This is a genomic window from Aquincola sp. J276 (assembly GCF_024700035.1).
Taxonomy (GTDB): domain Bacteria; phylum Pseudomonadota; class Gammaproteobacteria; order Burkholderiales; family Burkholderiaceae_C; genus Aquincola; species Aquincola tertiaricarbonis.
This window is the reverse complement of record NZ_JAJONC010000002.1, coordinates 2,133,053-2,153,437: the sequence shown is the minus strand read 5'-3', so window position 1 is coordinate 2,153,437 and position 20,385 is coordinate 2,133,053. Positions and strand designations below refer to the sequence as shown.

Genomic DNA, 20,385 nt, shown 5'->3' with positions numbered 1-20,385 from the left:
AATGCGCGCCCCGCCTGCGCCCCGCCCATGTCCACCGCCCAGCCCTTCCGCGTGCTGTCCGTCATCCCGCCGATGACGCAGCTCAACACGCCCTATCCGTCCACCGCCTACCTCACCGGCTTCCTGCGCTCGCGCGGGTTCGATGCGGTACAGGAAGACCTGGCGCTGGCCCTGGTGCTGGACCTCCTGTCGCCCACCGGCCTGGCCGCCGTGCGCAGCCGCGCGGAGGCGCTGCCGGCCGCGCAGCGCAGCCCGCAGGTGGCGCATTTCCTGGCCGAGGCCGAGCGCTACCTGGCCACCATCGGTCCCACCATCTGCTTCCTGCAGGGGCATGACGCGACGCTGGCGCACCGCATCAACACCCGGCGCTGGTTGCCCGAGGGCGCGCGCTTCCGCACGCTGGACGTGTATGTGGACGACGAAGGCGGCGACCCGCTGGCCTGGGCCTTCGGCGCGCTGGGCCTGCAGGACCGTGCCCGCCACCTGGCCACGCTGTACCTGAACGACCTGGCCGACGTGCTGCGCGACGCGGTGGACCCGCGCTTCGAGTTCGTGCGTTATGCCGAGCAGCTGGCCGCCAGCCAGCCCAGCTTCGACCCGCTGGCCGCCGCCCTGGCCGCGCCGCCCAACCTGGTGGACGAGCGGCTGTGCGCGCTGGCGCTGAAGGCCTTGGAGCGTCACCAGCCACGGCTGCTGCTGTTGTCGGTGCCCTTCCCCGGCGCGATGTACGCGGCGCTGCGCATCGCCCAGGCGGTGAAGGCGGCGCATCCGCAGATCGCCATTGCGCTGGGCGGCGGCTTCGTCAACACCGAGCTGCGCGAGCTGGCCGAACCGCGCCTCTTCGACTTCGTCGACTATGTGACGCTGGACGCCGGCGAGCGGCCGCTGCTGGCGCTGATCGACCACCTGCAGGGCAAGCGCTCGCGCCAGCGGCTGGTGCGCTGCTTCCTTCGCGATGCCGAGACCGGCGCAGTGCGTTACATGCACATGCCCGAGCCCGACGTGCCCTTCGACGAGGTGGGCACGCCCACCTGGGACGGCCTGCCGCTGGACAAGTACCTGTCGCTGCTGGACATGCTCAACCCGATGAACCGGCTGTGGAGCGACGGCCGCTGGAACAAGCTGACGGTGGCCCACGGCTGCTACTGGAAGAAGTGCAGCTTCTGCGACGTGAGCCTGGACTACATCAGCCGCTACGAGCAGGCCAGCGCCAAGACGCTGGTCGACCGCATCGAGGCCATCGTGCAGGAGACGGGGCAGACCGGCTTCCACTTCGTCGACGAGGCCGCGCCGCCCAAGGCGCTGTGGGGCCTGGCCGAGGAGTTGCAGCGCCGCAACCTGGACATCTCGTGGTGGGGCAACGTGCGCTTCGAGAAGACCTTCACGCCCGAGCTGTGCGAGGCCCTGGCCGCCAGCGGCTGCGTGGCGATCTCCGGCGGGCTGGAAGTGGCTTCCGACCGGCTGCTCAAGCTGATGAAGAAGGGCGTGTCGGTCGAGCAGGTGGCGCGGGTGACGCGGGCCTTCAGCGACGCCGGCATCCTGGTGCATGCGTACCTGATGTACGGCTTTCCGACCCAGACGGTGCAGGACACGGTGGACGCGCTGGAATACGTGCGCCAGCTGTTCGAGCAGGGCTGCATCCAGAGCGGCTTCTTCCACCGCTTTGCCTGCACGGTGCACAGCCCCGTGGGGCGTGACCCGCAGGACTACGGCGTGACGCTGCAGCCGCTGCCGCCCGGCAGCTTCGCCAAGAACGACGTGGCCTTCATCGACCCCACCGGCACCGACCACGACGCGATGGGCCAGGCGCTGAAGAAGGCCATCTACAACTACATGCACGGCATCGGCCTGGACGCCGACGTGCGCAGCTGGTTCGATGTGCGCGTGCCCAAGCCCACCGTCTCGCGCCACCGCATCGCGCGGGCGCTGCAGCAGCAGCCGGCCTGACCCAGGGCCCCGAATTTGTTACTGCGTGCCTGTCCGGGCTCGCCAGTAGTGATTCATTCGGCCAACTTTCACCTGCGGGCTCAATGTGAATGGCTCGGCGCCGAAAACCCGGGCTTAACTGCACGGCCAGCCCTTGGTCGTTTCCCGCGCCGGCTGCGACGGCCGGCGCCCAACCCCGCAGGACCCGTAGTACCTCCCATGTTTGCAAACCTGAAGATTGGCACCCGGCTGGCCTTGGCCTTCTCCGTGGTGATCGCGCTTCTCATCGTCATCGTCGCCATCAGCGCCTCCGGCCTGAACCGCGTGCGCGGCATGATGGACAGCGTGGTCAGTGAACGTTATGCGCAGATCGCGCTGAGCAACACCATCAAGGCCTATGGCGACAAGGGCGTCATCACCATCGGCCGCATCCTGCTGTCCGGCAACGAAGAGCAGCTGAACAAGCACATGGCCGAGTACGCGGCCATCCGCGCGGCCAACACCGAGAACCTGAAGAAGTTCGAGCAGATGCTCAACTCCGACGAGACGCGGGCCATCTTCCAGGAGCAGGCGGCCGCCCGCAAGGAATACGGCGCCGTGGTGGCCAAGGTGTTCGCGCTGATGAAGGAAGGCAACCGCGAAGCCGCGATGGCCGTCTACCAGAACGACATGCCGGCGCCGCAGCAGAAGTACTACGCGCTGATCGACAAGATGGTCGACCACCAGTCGCAGAGCATGCTGGCCGACGTGGTGAGCGCCGAGGCCAGCTCGCAAAGCGCCAAGGTGCAGATGATCGTGGCCTCGGTCATCGCGGTGCTGCTGGGCGCGGTGACGGCCACCTACATCACCCGCTCGGTCACCCGCCCGATCCGCGGCGCCATCCAGCTGGCCGAGGCCGTGGCCGCCGGCAACCTGACCTACCGCGCCGAGCACACCGGCACCGATGAAGTGGGCCGCCTGATGAGCGCGCTGCAGGAGATGGTGCAGAGCCTGCACCGCATCGTGTCGCAGGTGCGCGGCGGCGCCGACACCATCGCCAGCGCCGCCAGCGAGGTGTCGCAAGGCAACCTGGACCTCTCCGCCCGCACCGAGCAGCAGGCCAGCGCGCTGCAGGAAACCGCCTCGGCGATGGAGCAGCTCACCTCGGCCGTGAAGGTCAGCGCCGCCAGTGCCGACGAGGCCAGCAAGTCGGCCGTGTCGGCCTCGCAGATCGCTATCCAGGGTGGCGAGGTGGTGGAACGCGTGGTGGGCTCGATGGCCTCCATCGCCAACTCGTCCAAGCGCATCGTCGAGATCATCGACGTGATCGACGGCATTGCCTTCCAGACCAACATCCTGGCGCTGAATGCCGCCGTGGAAGCCGCCCGGGCCGGCGAGCAGGGCCGCGGCTTCGCCGTGGTGGCTGGCGAGGTGCGCAGCCTGGCCCAGCGCAGCGCGCTGGCGGCCAAGGAGATCAAGGGCCTGATCGACGCCTCGGTCAGCCAGGTGGACGAAGGCAGCAAGATGGTGGAGCAGGCCGGCGCCACGATGAACCAGGTGGTGGCCAGCATCCGCCGCGTGAGCGACATCGTGGCCGAGATCAGCACCGCCAGCCGCGAGCAGAGCATCGGCATCGAGCAGGTGAGCGCCACCGTGCAGCAGATGGACGACACCACGCAGCAGAACGCCGCGATGGTGGAGCAGAGCTCGGCCTCGGCCCGCGCGATGAAGGAACAGGCGGGCCAGCTGACCGGCGTGGTCAGCTCCTTCGCGCTCTGATCCCGGGTGCCCCACAGCATGCAGGACATACCGATGTTCTCCACCCCCTTGCACCCGCCTTTGGGCGCCGACGCGGCGGCCGGTGTGCGGCCCGAGGTGGCCCGCTTCATTGAGGCGCACCGTGGCCACGGCCACCGATTCGCCGCGCTGGATCCGCTGGGCAGCGCGGTGCCGCTGGACATCCAGCGCCTGGCGCCCGCGTGCTTCGGCCTGGCGCCCTCCGACGCGCTGACCCCCGACGGCCGCGCCTGGCACGGCCTGCAGCAGGTGCAGGCGCTGGACGAGCGGCTGAAGGCCGCCTGGTGCGGCGCGCTGACGCTGGATGCCTCCGCCGTGCGCGACGAGACCCGCCGCGACTGGCTGGTGCAGCGCATGGAAGCCCCGCGCAACGCACCGGCCGGCGCCGGCCTGCCGTTGCTGGACCGCCTGATCGAGGCGCAGGCCTGGGAACACCATGTGGCCGAGCACCATCCCGAGGGCAAGCGCTTCTCGCTGGAAGGCTGCGAAGCCCTGCTGCCGCTGGCCGATGCGCTGCTGGCCGCGGCCGCGGGCCACGGCATCGCCGACGTGTTCATGGGCATGCCGCACCGCGGCCGCGTGAACCTGCTGGTGAACCTGCTGCGCATGCCGGTGGCGGAGGTGCTGGACCATTTCCAGCGCCAGCCCCGCCACCCCGAGGCGCAGACCGACCTGATCTACCACCGCGGCGGCCGCCGACGCCTGGCCACGCGGGCCGGCGAGGTGATGCTGCGGCTGGCGCCCAACCCCTCGCACCTGCAGAGCGTGTACCCGGTGGTGATGGGCATGGCCCACGCCTGCCAGCGGGCCGGCACGCCCGCGCTGGCCATCGTCATGCATGGCGATGCGGCCTTCGCCGGCCAGGGCGTGGTGATGGAGACGCTGGCGCTGACGCAGAAGGCCGGCTACTCAGTGGGCGGCACGGTGCACGTGGTCATCAACAACCAGGTGGGCTTCACCGAGCTCAACCTGATGGACGCGCAGGCCGCGCGCTACTGCACCGACGTCACCCGCATGGTGGACGCGCCGGTGCTGCGCGTGAATGCCGATGCACCGGAGGACGTGCTGCGCGCCGCCGCCATCGCGGTGGACTGGCGCATGCGCTTCGGCACCGACATCGTGATCGACCTGATCGGCTACCGCCGGCTGGGCCACTCCGAGCACGATGCACCCAAGGTGACGAATCCGCTGGGCTATGCGCTCACCGAGCACAAGCCTTCGGTGGTCGACCTGTACGGCGCCGCGCTGGCCAGCGACGGCCCGGCCGGCGATGCGCAGATGGCGGCCCGCATCGCCGCCACCCGGCGCGCGGTGCGCGAGGCCTTCGGCCAGCCCGCGGCCACGGGCGCACTGCAGCCGGTGCAGGCCGCGCTGCCGGCAGCGCACGAGGCCCGGCCCTGGGGCCCGGGCAGCGTGCAGGCGGCGGTGGCCGCCCTCACCCGCTGGCCGGAAGGCTTCGTGCCGCATCCGGTGATCGAGAAGCTGGTGCAGCGCTGGCAGGCCGCGGCCGATGGCCGCCATCCGCATGCCGACTGGTGCCTGGCCGAGACCCTGGCCTATGCCAGCGTGCTGCAGGCCGGCGTGGACGTGCGGGTCTCGGGCCTGGACGTGCAGCGCGGCACCTTCATGCACCGCCATGCGGTGTGGCATGACCAGGCGCCGCAGCCCGGCCAGCCCGACACCTTCGTGCCGCTGCAGCAGCTGGGCACGGCGGCGCGCTTCGACATCGTCAACTCGGTGCTGTCGGAAGAAGCGGTGGTCGGCTTCGAGTACGGCTACAGCGTGCAGGCCTGGCGATCGCTCACGGTGTGGGAGGGCCAGTTCGGCGACTTCGTCAACGGCGCGCAGGTCTACCTGGACCAGTACATCGCCGCGGGCGAGGAGAAGTGGGGCCAGCGCAGCCCGCTGGTGCTGCTGCTGCCGCACGGCTATGAAGGCGTGGGGCCGGAGCATTCCAATGCCTGGCTCAGCCGCTTCCTGCAGCTGTGCGGCGCGGGCAACCTGCAGGTGGCCATGCCTTCCACCGCGGGCCAGATGTTCAAACTGCTGCGCCAGCAGGCACTGGCGGCCGAGCCGCGGCCGCTGGTGGTGATGACGCCCAAGACCACCCTGCATGAGGAGCCGGCCTCGCACACGCCGCTGGCGGCGCTGCTGGAGGGCGGCTTCGCGCCGGTGCTGGCCGACGACGGCATGGCGGCCAAGGCGACGGCGCGCCGGGTGGTGATCAGCAGCGGCAAGCTGCACTACGCCCTGCAGCATGCGCGTGCGGCAGCCGGGCTGGACGACGTGGCGCTGCTGCGGCTGGAACAGCTCTACCCCTTCCCGGCCGAGGCGCTGGCGCAGGCGCTGGCCCGCCACCCGGGCGTGGAAGCCGTGGTGTGGGCGCAGGAAGAGACGCTGAACCAGGGCGCCTGGTCCTTCGTGCGCGACGACCTGCAGGCCGCCATGGCCGCAGCCTGTCCGGCCGGCACCCCGCTGCATCGCGTGGCCCGGCCGGTGACGGCGGCGGGAGCCACCTCCTCCAAGCTGCTGCACCAGCAGCAGGAGGCGGTGCTGGTCGCGCAGGCCCTGGGCCTGGCGGCCGCCTGAGGCGGCACGGGCCCCGCCTGGCGGGGCCCGCTTGCCAGCCGCCTCAGCGCGGCTGGCAGAGGGCCGGCGGGGTGGCCGGCGCCGCAGGCGCGGCGGGCGCGGTGGCGCTCCAGGTGTTGACCGGCACCACGGTGACGGCACAGTTTGCGTCCACCACCAGGTCGAACACATGCCACCACAGGTTGCTGCCTTCGCCCGCCGGCGGGCTGAACAGCGTGAGCGCACCGCCGCGGTTCAGCTCCACCCGCACCGGGGAGCCGGTGAGGCCCGGGTTGAAGGTCTCGTCGTAGTTGTTCACCAGGTAGCGGTAGGTGCCCTGCATCAGTCGCGTGACGGTGATGACCTCGGGGCCGAAGCTGGTGGTGTCGTCCACGTCCAGTGCCACGTAGGGAGCGCTGGCCAGGCTGCCCGGATTGCCATACCAGACCAGCGTGCCGTCCGGCGCCAGCATGTAGGAATCCACGTCCTCCGGCAGCGTGCCCCAGGTCAGCTTGGCGCTGACGCCGGCGGTGGTGAAGGAGGTCACCAGGCATTCGGCCACGGTGGCATCGGCGGCGGTGGTGGTGCCCTGCACCCGCAGCGTGTTGGTCAGCCGGTCGCCCGCCAGGGCGGACAGCGTCAGCAGGCCGCCGCGCTTGACCTCGATGACGAACAGGCCGTCGGCACCGCTGACGGCGCGGGAGCTGCCGGAGTAGTCGATGCCGTCGGACAGCACCTGGGCATTGGCCACCGGCTGGCCAGCGGCATCGCGCACGCAGCCGCTCAGGCGCACCGTCTCGGCCACCTGGTCGGCATTCCAGGTGCTGAAGTGGGTGACGCTGCCTTCGTAGTACTGGTTGGGCATGGTGCCCTGCAGCGTGGCGCTGCCTTCCTGCACCCAGCGGCCGGTGGCTTCGTTCATGAAGAACAGCGGCACCGTGGCCGGCGGCGTGGGCGAGCGGGTGCCCAGCGGAATGCGCAGCGTGGCGGTGCGGCCGGCGGCCAGGTTGTAGGCCGCGCCGGAGGCGTCGCGGATGTCGATCTGCAGGGCGCCGAAGCTCTCGATCAGCTGCGGTGCAGCCGCGCTGCCGGCGGTGAAGTCGCCGGGCATCAGCTGCGGGTTCACCGAGGGATCGATGGGCGTGAGCAAGACGTTCACGCTGGCCGCGGCGGTGCCGCCATCGCTGCGCACCAGGCTGCCGGGCGCCAGGCTGACCCGGGCCGTGGAGCCCGGCACGGTCACGTCGCCGCCATTGGCCAGCGTCACGCTGGTGGTGCTGCCCACCGGCAGCAGCTGGGCGGTCATCGTGGTGGATTGACCGGCCACGATGCTGGCGATGCGCACCGAAGGCGCATGGCCGGGGGCCTGCACACGGGCCACGGCACGCAGGCCCGCCGGGGCCTGCAGCGTGAAGCTGCCGTCGGCGCCGGTGGTGGTGCTCAGGCCACCCACCTCCACCACCGCACCGGCCAGGCCCTGGCCATCAGCGGCGGATTGCACGCGGCCGCTGAGCGTGCCGCGCGCGCCCGCATTGACGGTGAGCGCGGCGGTGGCGCTGGTGGTGCTGCCGCCGGGATTGCTGACCGTGACGCTGAACAGCGCGCCGTTGTCGGCCGCGGTGGCCGGCGCAGTGGTGTAGCTGGCGCCGGTGGCATCGGCAATGGCGGTGCCGTTGCGCAGCCACTGGTAGGTCAAGGGGCCGGGGCCTTCGGCCACCACGCTGAAGGTACCGGTGGCGCCTTCGGCCACCGCCAGCGCGGCCGGGGCGGTGGTGATGGTGGGTGCGGCCACCAGGCCGGTGCCGGTCCCGTCGCCGCCGTCATCGTCGTCGTCGCCGAAGCAACCCGCGAGCGCCAGGCCCGCGAACATGCACAGCGCCCACAGGCGCAGCCATCGAAACAGTGTCATTCCCACTCCTGAGCTTTTGTCATGGGCCGGCTCGGTGGCCGGCTGCGGGCGATTCTCTGGAGCGGCGCCCGCATGGCATCCCCCCTTTCGAGCGAGTTACATGCTGTCGCAGCTCGCGGTGTCGAAGCCGGGGTGGCTGCTTCGTCGTCAGCGCAGGAACGGTGCTTCGCCGGTCCGCCGCAGGAGTGCATGCCATGACGACATTCCCATCCGCTTCGGTCAACCCCACCCCGCCGTGCAACGGCGCCATCCCGTACCTGGTGGTGCGCGGCGCGCAGGACGCCATCGCGTATTACCAGCAGGCGCTGGGCGCGCAGCTCACCTTCCGGCTGGACACGCCCGCCGGCAGCGTGATGCATGCCGAGCTGAGCATCGGCGGCGCGCGCTTCATGCTCACCGAGGAGCAGCCGCAGTACCAGGCGCTGAGCCCGTTGACGCTGGGCGGCACCGCCAGCACCGCCGTGGTGTACGTGCCCGACGTGGATGCGGTGGTGGCGCGTGCGGTGGCGGCCGGCGCCCGCATCGGCATGCCGGTGGCCGACCAGTTCTGGGGCGACCGCGCCGGCCAGATCACCGATCCCTTCGGCCACCAGTGGATGGTGGCCACGCACATCGAGGATCCGACGCCGGAGCAGATGCAGCAGCGGATGCAGGCCATGTTCGCGCAGCAGCCGCCGCAGGGTTGCAGCGGCGGCGCTGGCTAGGCCGGCGGACGGCGCGCCCTCAGCGGGCGGCGGCCAGCAGGTAGGGCGCCTGCGGGGCCGAGAGCCCCGCCTTCAGCTGGCGGGTGATGTCGTCGGCCAGCACCTCGGCCGCGCCGGCTTCCACGCCGGCCAGGGCCAGTTGCGCCACCGCCTGCGGCGTGACCTTGGGCACGTCGAAGCCGTGGGTCAGGTCGGTGTCGATGAAGCCCACGTGCAGGCCGGTGACCAGCGTGCCCTGGCCGGCCAGTTCCTGGCGCAGGGTGTTGGTCAGCGACCAGGCGGCGCTCTTGCTGGCCGCATAGGCCGCCAGCAGCGTGGAAGGCATCCAGCTGGCGACGGACAGCACGTTCAACAGCGCGCCGCCGCCGTTGGCGGCCAGCACCGGCGCAAAGGCCTGGGCCATGCGCAGCGGGCCGAAGTAGTTGGTCTCCAGCAGGTCGCGGGCATGCAGCTCCGCCTCCGCCGCCAGGAAGCCGCCCACCCGCGCGATGCCGGCGTTGTTGACCAGCAGGGTGACGTCGCGGCAGCGCTCAGCGGCCAGCTGCACGTCGGCCGCATGGGTGACGTCCAGCTGTACCGGCACCACGCCTTCCAGCGTCACGCTCCGGACGTCGCGTGCGGCCGCATACACCTTGCGCGCGCCGCGCCGCAGCGCTTCCTGCGCCAGGGCGCGGCCCAGGCCGCGGTTGGCACCGGTGATCAGCACCACGGCATCCTTGATCGGTCGTTCGAAGTTCATGTCAGGCTCGCAGTCGTATGATGAGCGTCATATTCCGGGTCCAACAAAAGGCCGTGCGGTGACGCGCCGCACGGCCCGGCAGGAAAGGCATCAGGGCTGGTCGTTGTCCTCGATCAGCGCCTTGCGGGTGGCGGCCAGCACCGCGCGGCCCTGGGCGTTGTCACCCAGCGCGCGGGCCAGCTGCAGCGCGCCCACCAGGGCCGCGGCGATGGCCGGCGCCCGCTCGGCCGGCGCGCCTTCGGGCAGCGCGGCGGCCACGTTGGCGATCAACTTCTGCACCCGCGCAGCCGAGGCCTGGCGCACTTCGTCGGGCTGGCGCGGCATCTCGCCCACCAGCGCGGCCACCGGGCAGCCCTCCTCGCAGGCGCCCAGGTGGGCATCGGCCAGATACACCTCGATCAGCGCGCGCAGCGGGCTGGCGCCACGGGCGCGGCGGCGGGCGGTGTGGGTGGCCAGGCGCTCGGCGCTCTGCTGGCCCGCCCGCTCGACGGCCTCGGCCAGCATGGCATTGCGGGAAGCGAAGTGGGCATAGAAGCCGCCATGGGTCAGGCCGGCCTCCTTCATGATGTCGGCCACGCCGATGCCGTGGTACCCCGCACGGCGGATGGCACGGGCGGCGGTATCCACGATGCGTTCATGCGTGGCTTCGCGGCGGGCTGTCTTCTCGTTCATATGACGACAATCATATGTTGACCGCAAGCCCTTGTCACCGGTGCGGCGATGCAAAGCCCGGCTGCCGCACCTCGTGGGCCCGTTCGGCGATGGCCTGGCGCTGGGCATCGTCCAGCCGCCGCAGGTTCTTCAGCTGCATGGCCATGCGCCGGTTGCCGGCCAGCAGCGCCTCGTGGCGGCCGAGAAAGTCCCAGTACAGCGTGGTGAAGGGGCAGGCCTGCTCGCCCACCCGCTCGCCGGGGCGGAAGCGGCAGCGCGCGCACAGGCTGCCGCTGCTCATGCGCTCGATGTAGCGGCCGGTGGCCACGTAGGGCTTGCTGCCCATCAGGCCGCCGTCGGCGAACTGGCTCATGCCCAGGGTGTTGGGCAGCTCCACCCATTCCACCGCGTCCACATACACCGCGAGGTACCAGGCATGCACCTGCTGCGGCTGCACGCCGTGCAGCAGCGCATACAGGCCGGTGACCATCAGCCGCTGGATGTGGTGGGCATAGCCGTGCTGCAGCGTCTGCGTGATGGCGTCGCGCAGGCAGGCCATGTCGGTGTCGCCGGTCCAGTACCAGGCCGGCAGGTCGTGGGTGGCACCCAGCGCGTTGTGCTGCAGGTAGCCGGGCATGCGCGTCCAGTAGATGCCGCGCACGTACTCGCGCCAGCCCAGCACCTGGCGGACGAAGCCTTCCACGGCCGGCAGCGGCGCATCGCCGGCATGCCATGCGGCTTCGGCGGCGGCCACCACTTCCCGCGGGTTGAGCAGCTTGAGGTTGAGCGCGGCCGAGATCTGCGAATGGAAGAGCCACGGCTCGCCGGGCCACATGGCATCCTGCCAGCGGCCGAAATGCGGCAGCCGGTGCGCGATGAAGTGCGCCAGCGCCTGCAGCGCCTGCGCACGGTTCACCGGCCAGGCAAAACTGTCGAGCTGGCCGGCATGCTCGGCAAAGCGCTGCCGCACCAGCGCCAGCACCTGGCGCGTGAGCGCATCGGGCTCGAACGCCAGCCGCGTGGCATCCAGCGGCGGGCCCGCGCTGCCGAAGGCCTCGCGGTTGGCGGCGTCGAAGTTCCAGGCGCCGCCGGCCGGCTGCACGCCATCGGGCGCCATCAGCACCTGGTGGCGCTGGCGCAGCTCGCGGTACCAGTACTCCAGCCGCAGGCTGCGGCGGCCGCGGGCATGGGCGGCGAATTCACGCACGGTGGCATAGAAGTGCCGGTCGTCCCGCACGTCCAGCGGCAGGCCGGCGGCGGCGGCCACCTCGCGCAGCGCCTGGTACACCCGCCAGTCGCCGGGCGCGGTCATCACCAGCCGCTCGGGCTGCAGCCGGGCGATGGCCGCCTGCAGTTCGGCCGCCAGCGTGCCGCGGTTGCCGTCGTCGTCCAGCCGCAGGTAGTGCAGCGGCCGGCCGGCCTCGCGCAGCGCCTGGGCGAAGTGCCGCATCGCGGCGAGGAACATGGCGATGCGCGGCTGGGTGGACCACACATGGGTGGACTCCTGCGGCACCTCGGCCATGAACACGGTGTCGTGCGCCGGGTCGAAGCCGTCGAAGGCCGCGGCCTGCAGGTCGAGCTGGTCGCCCAGCACGATGACCAGGGCGCCGGCGGTCATGCCCGCACTCCGCCCAGATGCAACAGCGTTTCAGTTGCCGCGTGGCGCAACCGATAGCAGCGCAGGCCCTGATTTTTGCGATTCGGTTCGCTGTACGTCATGAAGTTCGACGACATCCCTGTCTCCCGCAAGCTGTGGGGCGCCACGCTGCTCATCCTGGTATGCATGCTGCTGGCGTCGGCCGGCGTGCAGTGGCACACCGCCCGTGCCCAGCACGATGCCATGGCGCGCATGGGCCACCATGAGCAGCTGATCACCGATGCGGTGCGCTGGCGCGGCATGACCGAAACGAACACGCAGCGCGTGATCGCCACCACCGTGAATGCCGATCCCATCATCAAGGCGGCGTTCGCGGAGAAGCTCAAGCAAGGCATCGCCGAGATCTCGGTGCTGCAAAAGCGCATCAGCGCCCAGGCCGTCACGCCGGCCGACAAGGAGGCGCTGGCCACCGTGGCCGAGCGCCGCACCGTGGTGCTGGCGCTGCTGAAGAAAGGCGCGGCGCTGCGCGATGCCGGCGACAGCACGGCCACCGTGGCCTTCGTCGACGGTGAATTCGCCACCGCCATCACCAGCTACCTGGATGCGCTGACCGCCTTCGTGGAACTGCAGGGCCGCCAGCGCGACGCGGCCCTGGCCCAGGCGCAGGCTGCCGAGCGCCAAGCCCAGTGGGTGGGCGGCGCGGTGATGCTGGCGGTGTGCGTGCTCAGCCTGCTGTGGATGTCCCGCGTGGTGCGCGGCATCCGCCAGCCGCTGGGCCAGGCGGTGCAGGTGGCGCAGGCCATCGCCGAGGGCGACCTGAGCCGAGAGGTGCCCACCGGCGGGCGCGACGAGACCGGCCAGCTGCTGGCTGCGCTGGGCGCGATGACGCTGCGCCTGCGCAAGCTGGTGGACGAGGTGCGCCACGGCGTGGAATCGGTAAACACCGCCTCCGGCGAGATTGCCACCGGCAACCACGACCTGAGCGCCCGCACCGAGCAGACCGCCTCCAACCTGCAGCAGACCGCCTCCAGCATGGAGGAGATCACCACCACCGTGGGCCACGCCGCCGACACCGCCCGCGAGGCCAACCGCCTGGCCGGCACCGCGGCCGGCGCGGCCGAGCGCGGCGGGCAGGTGGTGTCGCAGGTGGTGCGCAGCATGCAGGACATCACCGAGTCGTCGAAGAAGATCGCCGACATCATCGGCACCATCGACGGCATCGCCTTCCAGACCAACATCCTGGCGCTGAACGCCGCGGTGGAGGCGGCCCGGGCCGGCGAGCAGGGCCGCGGCTTCGCGGTGGTGGCCTCCGAGGTGCGCAGCCTGGCGCAGCGCTCGGCCGAGGCGGCCAAGGAGATCAAGAGCCTGATCGGCAACAGCGTGGTGCAGGTGGAGTCGGGCGCCGCCCTGGTCGGCGAGACCGGCGAGGCGATGACGCAGATCGTCGACAGCGTGCAGCGGGTGAACCAGCTGATCGCCAGCATCGCCCAGGCCTCGGACGAGCAGCGCATGGGCATCGGCGAGGTGAACCAGGCGGTGGCCAATCTCGACCAGATGACGCAGCAGAACGCGGCGCTGGTGGAGCAGTCGGCTGCCGCCACCTCCTCGCTGCGCGAGCAGACACAGCGCCTGACCGAGGTGGTGGGCGCCTTCCGGGTGCAGCGCACGGCCGGCCACGCGCTGGCCTGAAGCCGGCAGGCTGCGCCGCGGCGCCGGGCGCACGCGCATCGGCGCCTACAGCTTGGGGATGCGCAGCGTCTTGCTGGCCATCAGGGTGCCCGACAGCACGAACAGCAGCGCCAGCGGATGCAGCACCCAGGGGCCCAGCTGCCAGGCGCCGCCCCACAGGGCCTCACCCACCGCGCCCTGCCACATGGCCACCGCCAGCACGGCGGTGAGCGACACGCTGGTGGGAATCGGCGTGCCTTCGAAAAAAGCCACCTTGTCGCCGCCGGCGGACAGGGTCTCGGCCGTCACGTTGTAGCGGGCCAGCCGGCTGACGCCGCAGCACACGAAGTAGATCAGCGCCACCGCGTCCCAGCCGCCCTGCAGGCCGGCCGCGAAGGCGAGCGTGGCCGGGCCGACGCCGAACGAGATCACGTCGGCCAGCGAATCGAGTTCGCGGCCCAGGATGGAGGACTGCTGCCGCCAGCGCGCGATGCGGCCGTCCAATACGTCGAACACCAGCGCGGCCGGCGCCATGGCCGCGGCCCACCAGAAATCGGACACGTCGCGCGTGAGCAGGTAGCGCATGGCCAGCAGCACCGAGGCGACGCCGCAGGCCGCATTGGCCAGCGTGAAGAGGTCGGCCAGGTGGAAGTCCCGGATCATCGAGAAGTGCCGGGGCCGCGCGGTGCCGGTAACCGGCGGTTGTTGGGTTCGGGGCAGGGCCATGGTGTTCTCCGTGTACCCCCGAGTAGAGCGCAGGCGGGCGGGCGGCCAAGAGGCCTGGGCACCCTGAGTCGCTGTCGGAGCCGGCCTACAGCGGCCGCGGGCTCAAGTTGCAAGCAAATGCTCCGAAGTGATAGGCGTGGCGCAGCAGGCGTCATCGATGCCATCCCGCCAGCTCCCTTTCCTCCGCCATGCTCCAGCACGCCGCCGGCCAACCGGCTTCCTGCCACTCCGCCCCGCCAGCCGCGCCGTGGCAGGTGCTGGTGGTGGCCGAAGGGCCGGCCGGCCTCGCCCGCACCGCACAGGCACTGCACGGCCTGCATTTCCTCGGCCGGCGGCTGCAGTTGCATGCCACCACCAGCGCAGCCGAGGCCCGCCAGCTGCTGCGCGCGGTGCCGGACATGGCGGTCGCCTTGATCGACCTGGCGCTGGACACGCCGCAGGCCGGCCTGGCGCTGGTGGATCACATCCGCGAGGTGATGGGCCAGCGCGGCCTGCGCATCGTGCTGCGTACCGGCCCGCGGTGCGGCCTGCCGGCGCGGCGGGCGCTGGCCGAGCACGACGTCAATGCCTGCCTGGAGGCCGAGACCGAGCGCCGCGACGAGGAAGCGCTGCCGCTGGCGGTGCTGGGTGCACTGCGCGCGCATGGCGAGGTGCAGGCGCTGCATGCGGCCATCCATGCGCTGCAGCAGCGGGCGATCACCGATCCGCTCACCGGCCTGTACAACGCCAGCCACCTGACGCCCACGCTGGAGCGGGTGCTCAGCAGCGCGCAGCGGCGCGACGAGCCGGTGTCGGTGGTGTTCCTGGACGTGGACGACTTCAAGCTCATCAACGACGAGCACGGCCATCTGCGGGGCGACGAGGTGCTGCGCCAGGTGGGCCTGGCGCTGCTGAACAACTCGCGGCTGGAGGACTGCTGCTTCCGCTATGGCGGCGACGAGTTCGTGGTGGTGCTGCCCAACTGCTCGCTGGCGCAGGTGCAGCAGCGCTACCTGCCGCGGCTGCTGCAGGCCTTCGACCAGCTGGGCCTGAGCGTGAGCCACGGGGCCTGCGAGACCGGCCCCGGCAGCTACCTGGCCGGCCAGCTGCTGCTGCGCCAGGCCGACGAACGCATGTACGAACGCAAGCGCCAGCACCGCTGCCGCCACGCCGACGGCGTGCCGGACCGCAGCGGCGCGTAAGCGCGGCGCGGCCTGGCGTCAAGGCCACGGCTAATCTCCACCTCGGCGTTCGGCATGCCGATTGCACGGCCGCGCCGGCATAGCATCGCGCCGCCCCGTGGTGGAAGCGGGGCGGCAGGCGCTGCGGCTGCATCGCCTGCGACCAGAAGAAACCCCGAGGAGTGATTGCATGCAGTACCGCAAGATCGTTCGCCTGTGCGCGGCCGTGCTGGCCGTGGGCGCCACCACGCTGGCACCCCTCACGCAGGCCCGGGCCGAAGGCGGCCGCCCGGTGTTCACCAGCCTGTTCGTGTTCGGCGACAGCCTCTCCGACACCGGCAACAGCCTGCTGCTGAGCCAGCGCGTGGGCCAGGTGCCGGCCTTGCCGCCTTCCGTGTCGCCGCACGCCACCTACTGGCAAGGCCGCTTCTCCAACGGCCCGGTGGCTGTCGAGCACCTGTGGCGCGCCGTGGCGCCGCCCAAGGCGGCCGATCTGCAGCCTTTCCTGGCACAGCCGGTGCTGCCGGCGGTGGGCGCGGTGAACTTCGCCTTCGGCGGCGCGATCTCCGGCGGCCCGCTGCTGCCGGGCAACCCCAGCAAGGTGCCCACGATGCTGGAACAGGTGGGCCTGTTCCAGCAGGCGCTGGGCCCGCGCCGTGCACGCGCGGACGGCCTCTACGTGGTCTGGGGCGGCGGCAACGACTACGCCTTCAACGGCGCCACCTCGCCCGAGCCGGTGGTGCGCAACGTGGTGCTGGCCATCCAGGCGCTGCATGCCAAGGGCGCACGCCGCTTCCTGGTGCCCAACCTGCCCGACATGGGCCTGACGCCCCTGGCCCGCTCGCAAGGCCAGGCCGAGGCATCGACGCTGATCACCAAGGCGCACAACGCGCTGCTGGCGCAGCAGTTGGCCACGCTGTCGGCCACGCTGCCGGGCGTGAAGATCGTGTCGCTGGACGTGTTCAAGCTGGGCGAGGCGCTGCTGGCCGCCGGCCTGCTGTCGGCCAGCCCGCCGGCGCTGGCGGTGGTCTCGCCCAACACGCCGGCCGTGGGCTGCCTCTTCCTCAATCCCATGGACTGCGTGGACGTGCCGCTGGACGCCCCGGTGCCGCCGGTGCTGTTCTGGGACATGGCCCACCCCACCACGCAGGTGCATGGCTTGATCGCGATGGGCATGGTGCAGCGGCTGCTGGCAGCGCGCTGACCGCTTCCGTTCGCGCCAGGCGCCGGCCTCAGTTGCCGGCGCCAGCGGCAGTCGACTGCCGAAGTGTTTGCAGCACCTGCTGCTCCAGCGCATCCACCGCGGCCGATCCACGGGAGGCCTTGCTGCGCAGCACCGCTACCTGCATGGCCGGCAGCGGCGGCAGGCCGTGTCGCTCGCCCAGCACCAGCAGGCCGGGCGGCACGCTGCAGCGGGTGAGCACCGCCACCGCCATGCCGCTGTGCACCGCGGCCAGCTGGCCGGCCAGGCTGGAGCTGGCGTAGACGATGCGGTGGGCCCGCCGCTGCGCCGCCAGCGCGGCCAGGGCATCGCGCCGGGCCAGGCTGCCGGGCTCGTAGGCGGCCACCGGCAGTGGATGACGGCGCCAGGCTTCCTGCTTGGGCGCGCCCACCCACACCAGCGGCTCCTCGAACAGCAGCGTGCCGCGCTGCGGGCGGTCGCGCGAGACCAGGGCCACGTCCAGCTCGCCACGCTGCACCTGCGGGATGAGCGCGGTGGACTGCTCGCACACCAGCGCGATCTCCACCTCCGGCTGCAGGCTGCAGAAACTGCGCAGCACCGGCGTGAGGTAGCTGGCCGCATAGTCGTCGGGCACGCCCAGCGTCACCCGGCCGTGCAGCACCGGGCCGGTCAGCGCGCCCAGCGCCTCGCCATGCAGCGCCAGCAGCCGCCGCGCATAGGCCAGCAGCTCGGTGCCGGCCGGCGTCAGGTCCAGGTGGCGCGGGCCCCGCAGCAGCAGCGGCCGGCCCACCACGTCTTCCAGCTTCTGGATCTGCGTGCTCACCGCCGACTGCGAACGGTGCAGCAGCGGTGCCGCCGCCGACAGCGAGCCCGCATCCACCACCGCCACCAGCGCACGCAGCCAATCGATCTGCAGGTCCTTGCCGGCCATCGCCACTCTCCACATCCATCTGGAAACCGAATGGTAGATGCGCAAACGATGCGCTTTACCGATGTGTCATGCGCAACGACCATGGCGCCATGGACACCTCCCGCTCCCAGGAAACCACCGGCCAGGCCCTGATGGTGGCCGGCAGCCTGCTGCTGGGCACGCTGGGCGTCTTCGTCCATGAGTCGGGCCAGCATCCGCTGATGGCGGTGTGGGCCCGCTGCGCCTTCGGTGCGCTGGCCCTCGGCGCCTGGGCCCTGGCCAGCGGCCGGCTGCATGAGCTGCGGCTGCGGGGCCGCGCGCTGGGTGCCGCGCTGGCCGCGGGTGGGCTGATGGTGCTGAACTGGTCGCTGTTCTTCGCCGCGATGGCGCACGTGCCCATCGGCCTGGCCACGCTGGTGGTGCATGCGCAACCGTTCTGGGTGATGGCGCTGGCGGCGCTGTGGCTGCATGAGCCGGTGGGGCGCTGGCAGGCCGGTGCCGCCGCGGCGGCCATGCTGGGCCTGGTACTCGCTTCGGGCGTGGCGGGCGATGGCGGCGGCGGCCTGGCCCTGGGCACCGCCCTGGCCGGCGGGCTGCTGATGTGCCTGGCCGCCTCCTTCACCTACGCGGTGGTCACGCTCATCGCCAAGGGCGCGGCCGGCGCCAGTCCGCTGGCGCTGGCCTGGTGGCAGTGCCTGGTGGGCACGGTGCTGCTGGCCGGCTGGCCGCTGGTCCATGGCCTGCCCACCGCGCCTTCGGCCTGGGCCTGGCTGGCGGGCCTTGGCGTGCTGCACACCGGCCTGGCCTATGTGCTGATGTACGAGGGCATGGCCCGCCTGCCGGCCGAGCGCATCGCGGTGCTGCAGTTCGTCTACCCCGGCGCGGCGCTGCTGGTGGACTGGGCGGTGTACGGCCAGGCCCTGGGCCCGCTGCAGTCGGCCGGCGTGGGGCTGATGGCGGTGGCGTTGTGGGCCTCGCGCAGCCGGCCGGCTGGCGCGCCAGGCCCGCGACCCTGGCGCACGCGCGGCCGGCCCGCGGATTAAGCTGGCCGCCCATCCGCCACCGGAGCATGCCGATGCCGTCACCCGCCCTGCCTCGACGCCGCCTGGCCCTGGCCGCCGCCAGCCTGGTGGCCTGCCCTGCGCTGCTGCGCCCGGTCTGGGCACAAGGCCGGCAGCCGCCCACGCCGCGGCAGACCGAAGGCCCTTTCTATCCGCCCGCGTTCGACGGCGATGCGGATGCCGACCTGCTGGACCGGGGCGGCCGCCGGTACGCGCAAGGCCAGCCGGCCTGGCTGCAGGGCCAGGTGCTGGACACCACCGGCCGCGTGCTGGACGGCGCGACGGTGGAGATCTGGCAGTGCGACCATGCCGGCCGCTACCGCCACCCGGGCGATGGCGACCGGGCGGACACCGCCTTCCAGGGCTATGGCCGCATGGTGGTGGGCGCCGACGGCCGCTACCGCTTCCGCACCATCCGCCCGGTGGCCTATGCCGGCCGCACGCCGCACATCCATGTGAAGGTGCTGCATGGCCGGCGTGAGCTGCTGACCACGCAGCTGTACGTGCAGGGCGATCCGGGCAATGCCCGCGACTTCCTCTGGCGCAGCCTGGACGAGTCCGGCCGCGCCGCCCTCACCCGGCCGTTCGTGGCCGGCAGCGGCGGCCTGGAAGCCGACTTTCCGCTGGTGATCGCGGCCTGACGGCGGCCCGTCAGACCGGCAGCCGGTGCTGCAGGAAGAAGCGAAGCATCTCGCGCGATGCATCCGGCCCGGCGGCATCGGTATAGCTGCCGCGCGGCTGGCCGCCGGCCCAGGCATGGCCGGCACCGTGCACCAGCCAGTGCTCGGCCTGGGTGCGGCCGTCGGCCGCCCGGTGCAGCCTGCGGCTGAAGCGCCGGCCGCCGGCACTGCGGCCCTGCTCGACTTCGGGCGCGGCGGTGCCGCCCGCGCCGCCAGCCACCGCGGCCGACAGCAGCCGCTCGCCATTGCGCGGATGCACCGTGGCATCGGCGTCGCCATGGAACACGATGGTGGGCACCGGCTTCGCGGGCCGCGGCGTGCGGGCCGCGGCGCTGGGGCCGGTGGCGCTGCCGTTCATCGCGGCCAGGGCTTCCTGCAGGTTGCCCGCGGCATCACCGGGCAGGCCGCTGTGCACGCCCGCCGCCGCGAACACGTCGGGATAGGCGGCAGCCACGATGGCCGCCATCGCCCCGCCGGCCGACAGCCCGGCCACGTACACCCGCCCGGCATCCACCGGATGGGCGGCGCGCACCGTCTGCACCAGGGCCGCGATGGCCGCCGGCTCGCCGCTGCCGCGCTGCTGGTGGTTGTGCTTGAACCAGTTCCAGCAGCGCTGCGGATTGGCGCCCTGCGACTGCTCGGGGTACAGCACGTAGAAGCCCTGCTCCCGTGCCAGCGTGTTCATGCCGGTGCCGGCGGCGAAGTCGTCAGGATTCTGGGTGCAGCCGTGCAGCATCACCACCAGCGGCAGCGGCGCGGCGGCGGTGGCCTGCGCGGCCGCAGGCGGCACGTAGAGCTTGTAGCGCCAGCTGCGCCCGCCGTGGGCCAGCACGCCGGCCACGAAGCTGTCGGGCTGGGCCGCCGGCGAGGGTTGGGCGGCTTCCGGTGCGGCCGGGGCCGGCCGGGGCCGGCCCGGCTCGGGCACCTCGAAGACGTGGCCGTCGATCACCAGGCCCGGGTCGGCCGTGGTGGTCGGCGATGCGGCGGGCATGGCACCGCGCAGCGCTTGCTGCAGCGCCGCGGTGGCTTCGGCCAGCTGGCCGCCCTGCGTGAGCCGCGTGGCCTCGCGCATCAGATCGTGGAGCGAGGCATTCATGCGGTCTTTCATGGGAAGTTGGGGAAAACGG

At 71.9% G+C, this 20,385-nt stretch carries 16 protein-coding genes; 9 read left to right on the top strand and 7 right to left on the bottom strand.

The features are described 5' to 3' along the window. The first annotated feature begins 27 nt into the window (after positions 1–27). The 3 genes from LRS14_RS27840 to LRS14_RS27830 all read left to right on the top strand — a co-directional run bounded on the left by LRS14_RS27840 (position 28) and on the right by LRS14_RS27830 (position 6,291). Entirely contained in the window at positions 28–1,947 is a 1,920-nt protein-coding gene (locus LRS14_RS27840) for a radical SAM protein (protein ID WP_257801911.1), read from the top strand. Positions 1,948–2,145: 198 nt separating this feature from the next. Beyond that, positions 2,146–3,684 (top strand): methyl-accepting chemotaxis protein, encoded by a 1,539-nt coding sequence (locus LRS14_RS27835; protein WP_046114916.1) that lies wholly within the window; start codon positions 2,146–2,148, stop codon positions 3,682–3,684. Between the two features lie 33 nt (positions 3,685–3,717). After that, positions 3,718–6,291, top strand: a complete 2,574-nt coding sequence (locus tag LRS14_RS27830; protein WP_257801910.1) for a 2-oxoglutarate dehydrogenase E1 component — start codon at positions 3,718–3,720, stop codon at positions 6,289–6,291. A gap of 43 nt (positions 6,292–6,334) precedes the next feature. On the opposite strand, the gene LRS14_RS27825 is transcribed toward LRS14_RS27830, so the two are convergent. Beyond that, positions 6,335–8,179, bottom strand: coding sequence for a carboxypeptidase regulatory-like domain-containing protein (locus LRS14_RS27825; RefSeq protein ID WP_257801909.1), 1,845 nt, complete (start codon positions 8,177–8,179; stop codon positions 6,335–6,337). A gap of 194 nt (positions 8,180–8,373) precedes the next feature. Between LRS14_RS27825 and LRS14_RS27820 the strand changes: the two genes are divergently transcribed. Then, entirely contained in the window at positions 8,374–8,883 is a 510-nt protein-coding gene (locus LRS14_RS27820) for a VOC family protein (protein ID WP_257801908.1), read from the top strand. Positions 8,884–8,902: 19 nt separating this feature from the next. Here the strand turns inward: LRS14_RS27820 and LRS14_RS27815 are convergent, their stop codons facing one another. The 3 genes from LRS14_RS27815 to LRS14_RS27805 form a co-directional block, all read right to left on the bottom strand. Next, positions 8,903–9,622 (bottom strand): SDR family oxidoreductase, encoded by a 720-nt coding sequence (locus tag LRS14_RS27815; protein ID WP_257801907.1) that lies wholly within the window; start codon positions 9,620–9,622, stop codon positions 8,903–8,905. 90 nt (positions 9,623–9,712) lie between these two features. After that, the gene (locus LRS14_RS27810; protein ID WP_046114863.1) at positions 9,713–10,294 is read right to left on the bottom strand and encodes a TetR/AcrR family transcriptional regulator; all 582 of its coding nucleotides are present in this window, start codon (positions 10,292–10,294) and stop codon (positions 9,713–9,715) included. Positions 10,295–10,328: 34 nt separating this feature from the next. Beyond that, positions 10,329–11,891 (bottom strand): cryptochrome/photolyase family protein, encoded by a 1,563-nt coding sequence (locus LRS14_RS27805; protein WP_257801906.1) that lies wholly within the window; start codon positions 11,889–11,891, stop codon positions 10,329–10,331. A gap of 99 nt (positions 11,892–11,990) precedes the next feature. Here LRS14_RS27805 and LRS14_RS27800 point away from each other — a divergent pair, with 99 nt between their 5' ends. Then, positions 11,991–13,559 (top strand): methyl-accepting chemotaxis protein, encoded by a 1,569-nt coding sequence (locus LRS14_RS27800; protein WP_257801905.1) that lies wholly within the window; start codon positions 11,991–11,993, stop codon positions 13,557–13,559. 45 nt (positions 13,560–13,604) lie between these two features. Here the strand turns inward: LRS14_RS27800 and LRS14_RS27795 are convergent, their stop codons facing one another. Further along, the gene (locus LRS14_RS27795) at positions 13,605–14,264 is read right to left on the bottom strand and encodes a phosphatidylcholine/phosphatidylserine synthase (protein WP_257801904.1); all 660 of its coding nucleotides are present in this window, start codon (positions 14,262–14,264) and stop codon (positions 13,605–13,607) included. Positions 14,265–14,452: 188 nt separating this feature from the next. On the opposite strand from LRS14_RS27795, the gene LRS14_RS27790 reads away from it, so the two are divergent. Both LRS14_RS27790 and LRS14_RS27785 read left to right on the top strand, forming a co-directional pair. Then, entirely contained in the window at positions 14,453–15,445 is a 993-nt protein-coding gene (locus LRS14_RS27790) for a GGDEF domain-containing protein (RefSeq protein WP_257801903.1), read from the top strand. 169 nt (positions 15,446–15,614) lie between these two features. After that, positions 15,615–16,628, top strand: a complete 1,014-nt coding sequence (locus LRS14_RS27785) for an SGNH/GDSL hydrolase family protein (RefSeq protein ID WP_257801902.1) — start codon at positions 15,615–15,617, stop codon at positions 16,626–16,628. Positions 16,629–16,656: 28 nt separating this feature from the next. On the opposite strand, the gene LRS14_RS27780 is transcribed toward LRS14_RS27785, so the two are convergent. After that, the gene (locus LRS14_RS27780) at positions 16,657–17,538 is read right to left on the bottom strand and encodes a LysR family transcriptional regulator (RefSeq protein ID WP_046114859.1); all 882 of its coding nucleotides are present in this window, start codon (positions 17,536–17,538) and stop codon (positions 16,657–16,659) included. A gap of 89 nt (positions 17,539–17,627) precedes the next feature. Between LRS14_RS27780 and LRS14_RS27775 the strand changes: the two genes are divergently transcribed. After that, positions 17,628–18,560, top strand: coding sequence for a DMT family transporter (locus tag LRS14_RS27775; protein WP_257801901.1), 933 nt, complete (start codon positions 17,628–17,630; stop codon positions 18,558–18,560). 32 nt (positions 18,561–18,592) lie between these two features. Next, on the top strand, positions 18,593–19,219 hold the full coding sequence (locus LRS14_RS27770) for a protocatechuate 3,4-dioxygenase (RefSeq protein WP_257801900.1): 627 nt from the start codon (positions 18,593–18,595) through the stop codon (positions 19,217–19,219). Positions 19,220–19,229: 10 nt separating this feature from the next. On the opposite strand, the gene LRS14_RS27765 is transcribed toward LRS14_RS27770, so the two are convergent. Then, positions 19,230–20,354 (bottom strand): PHB depolymerase family esterase, encoded by a 1,125-nt coding sequence (locus LRS14_RS27765; protein WP_257801899.1) that lies wholly within the window; start codon positions 20,352–20,354, stop codon positions 19,230–19,232. Between the last annotated feature and the right edge of the window lie 31 nt (positions 20,355–20,385).

What these genes read in the sequence shown, in the direction of transcription:
- LRS14_RS27765 (WP_257801899.1), bottom strand. Translation starts at nt 20,354, where the DNA reads ATGAATGCCTCGCTCCACGATCTGATGCGCGAGGCCACGCGGCTCACG.
- LRS14_RS27775 (WP_257801901.1), top strand. Translation starts at nt 17,628, where the DNA reads ATGGACACCTCCCGCTCCCAGGAAACCACCGGCCAGGCCCTGATGGTG.
- LRS14_RS27835 (WP_046114916.1), top strand. Translation starts at nt 2,146, where the DNA reads ATGTTTGCAAACCTGAAGATTGGCACCCGGCTGGCCTTGGCCTTCTCC.
- LRS14_RS27800 (WP_257801905.1), top strand. Translation starts at nt 11,991, where the DNA reads ATGAAGTTCGACGACATCCCTGTCTCCCGCAAGCTGTGGGGCGCCACG.
- LRS14_RS27785 (WP_257801902.1), top strand. Translation starts at nt 15,615, where the DNA reads ATGCAGTACCGCAAGATCGTTCGCCTGTGCGCGGCCGTGCTGGCCGTG.
- LRS14_RS27795 (WP_257801904.1), bottom strand. Translation starts at nt 14,264, where the DNA reads ATGGCCCTGCCCCGAACCCAACAACCGCCGGTTACCGGCACCGCGCGG.
- LRS14_RS27780 (WP_046114859.1), bottom strand. Translation starts at nt 17,538, where the DNA reads ATGGCCGGCAAGGACCTGCAGATCGATTGGCTGCGTGCGCTGGTGGCG.
- LRS14_RS27805 (WP_257801906.1), bottom strand. Translation starts at nt 11,891, where the DNA reads ATGACCGCCGGCGCCCTGGTCATCGTGCTGGGCGACCAGCTCGACCTG.
- LRS14_RS27830 (WP_257801910.1), top strand. Translation starts at nt 3,718, where the DNA reads ATGTTCTCCACCCCCTTGCACCCGCCTTTGGGCGCCGACGCGGCGGCC.
- LRS14_RS27825 (WP_257801909.1), bottom strand. Translation starts at nt 8,179, where the DNA reads ATGACACTGTTTCGATGGCTGCGCCTGTGGGCGCTGTGCATGTTCGCG.
- LRS14_RS27820 (WP_257801908.1), top strand. Translation starts at nt 8,374, where the DNA reads ATGACGACATTCCCATCCGCTTCGGTCAACCCCACCCCGCCGTGCAAC.
- LRS14_RS27790 (WP_257801903.1), top strand. Translation starts at nt 14,453, where the DNA reads ATGCTCCAGCACGCCGCCGGCCAACCGGCTTCCTGCCACTCCGCCCCG.
- LRS14_RS27815 (WP_257801907.1), bottom strand. Translation starts at nt 9,622, where the DNA reads ATGAACTTCGAACGACCGATCAAGGATGCCGTGGTGCTGATCACCGGT.
- LRS14_RS27770 (WP_257801900.1), top strand. Translation starts at nt 18,593, where the DNA reads ATGCCGTCACCCGCCCTGCCTCGACGCCGCCTGGCCCTGGCCGCCGCC.
- LRS14_RS27840 (WP_257801911.1), top strand. Translation starts at nt 28, where the DNA reads ATGTCCACCGCCCAGCCCTTCCGCGTGCTGTCCGTCATCCCGCCGATG.
- LRS14_RS27810 (WP_046114863.1), bottom strand. Translation starts at nt 10,294, where the DNA reads ATGAACGAGAAGACAGCCCGCCGCGAAGCCACGCATGAACGCATCGTG.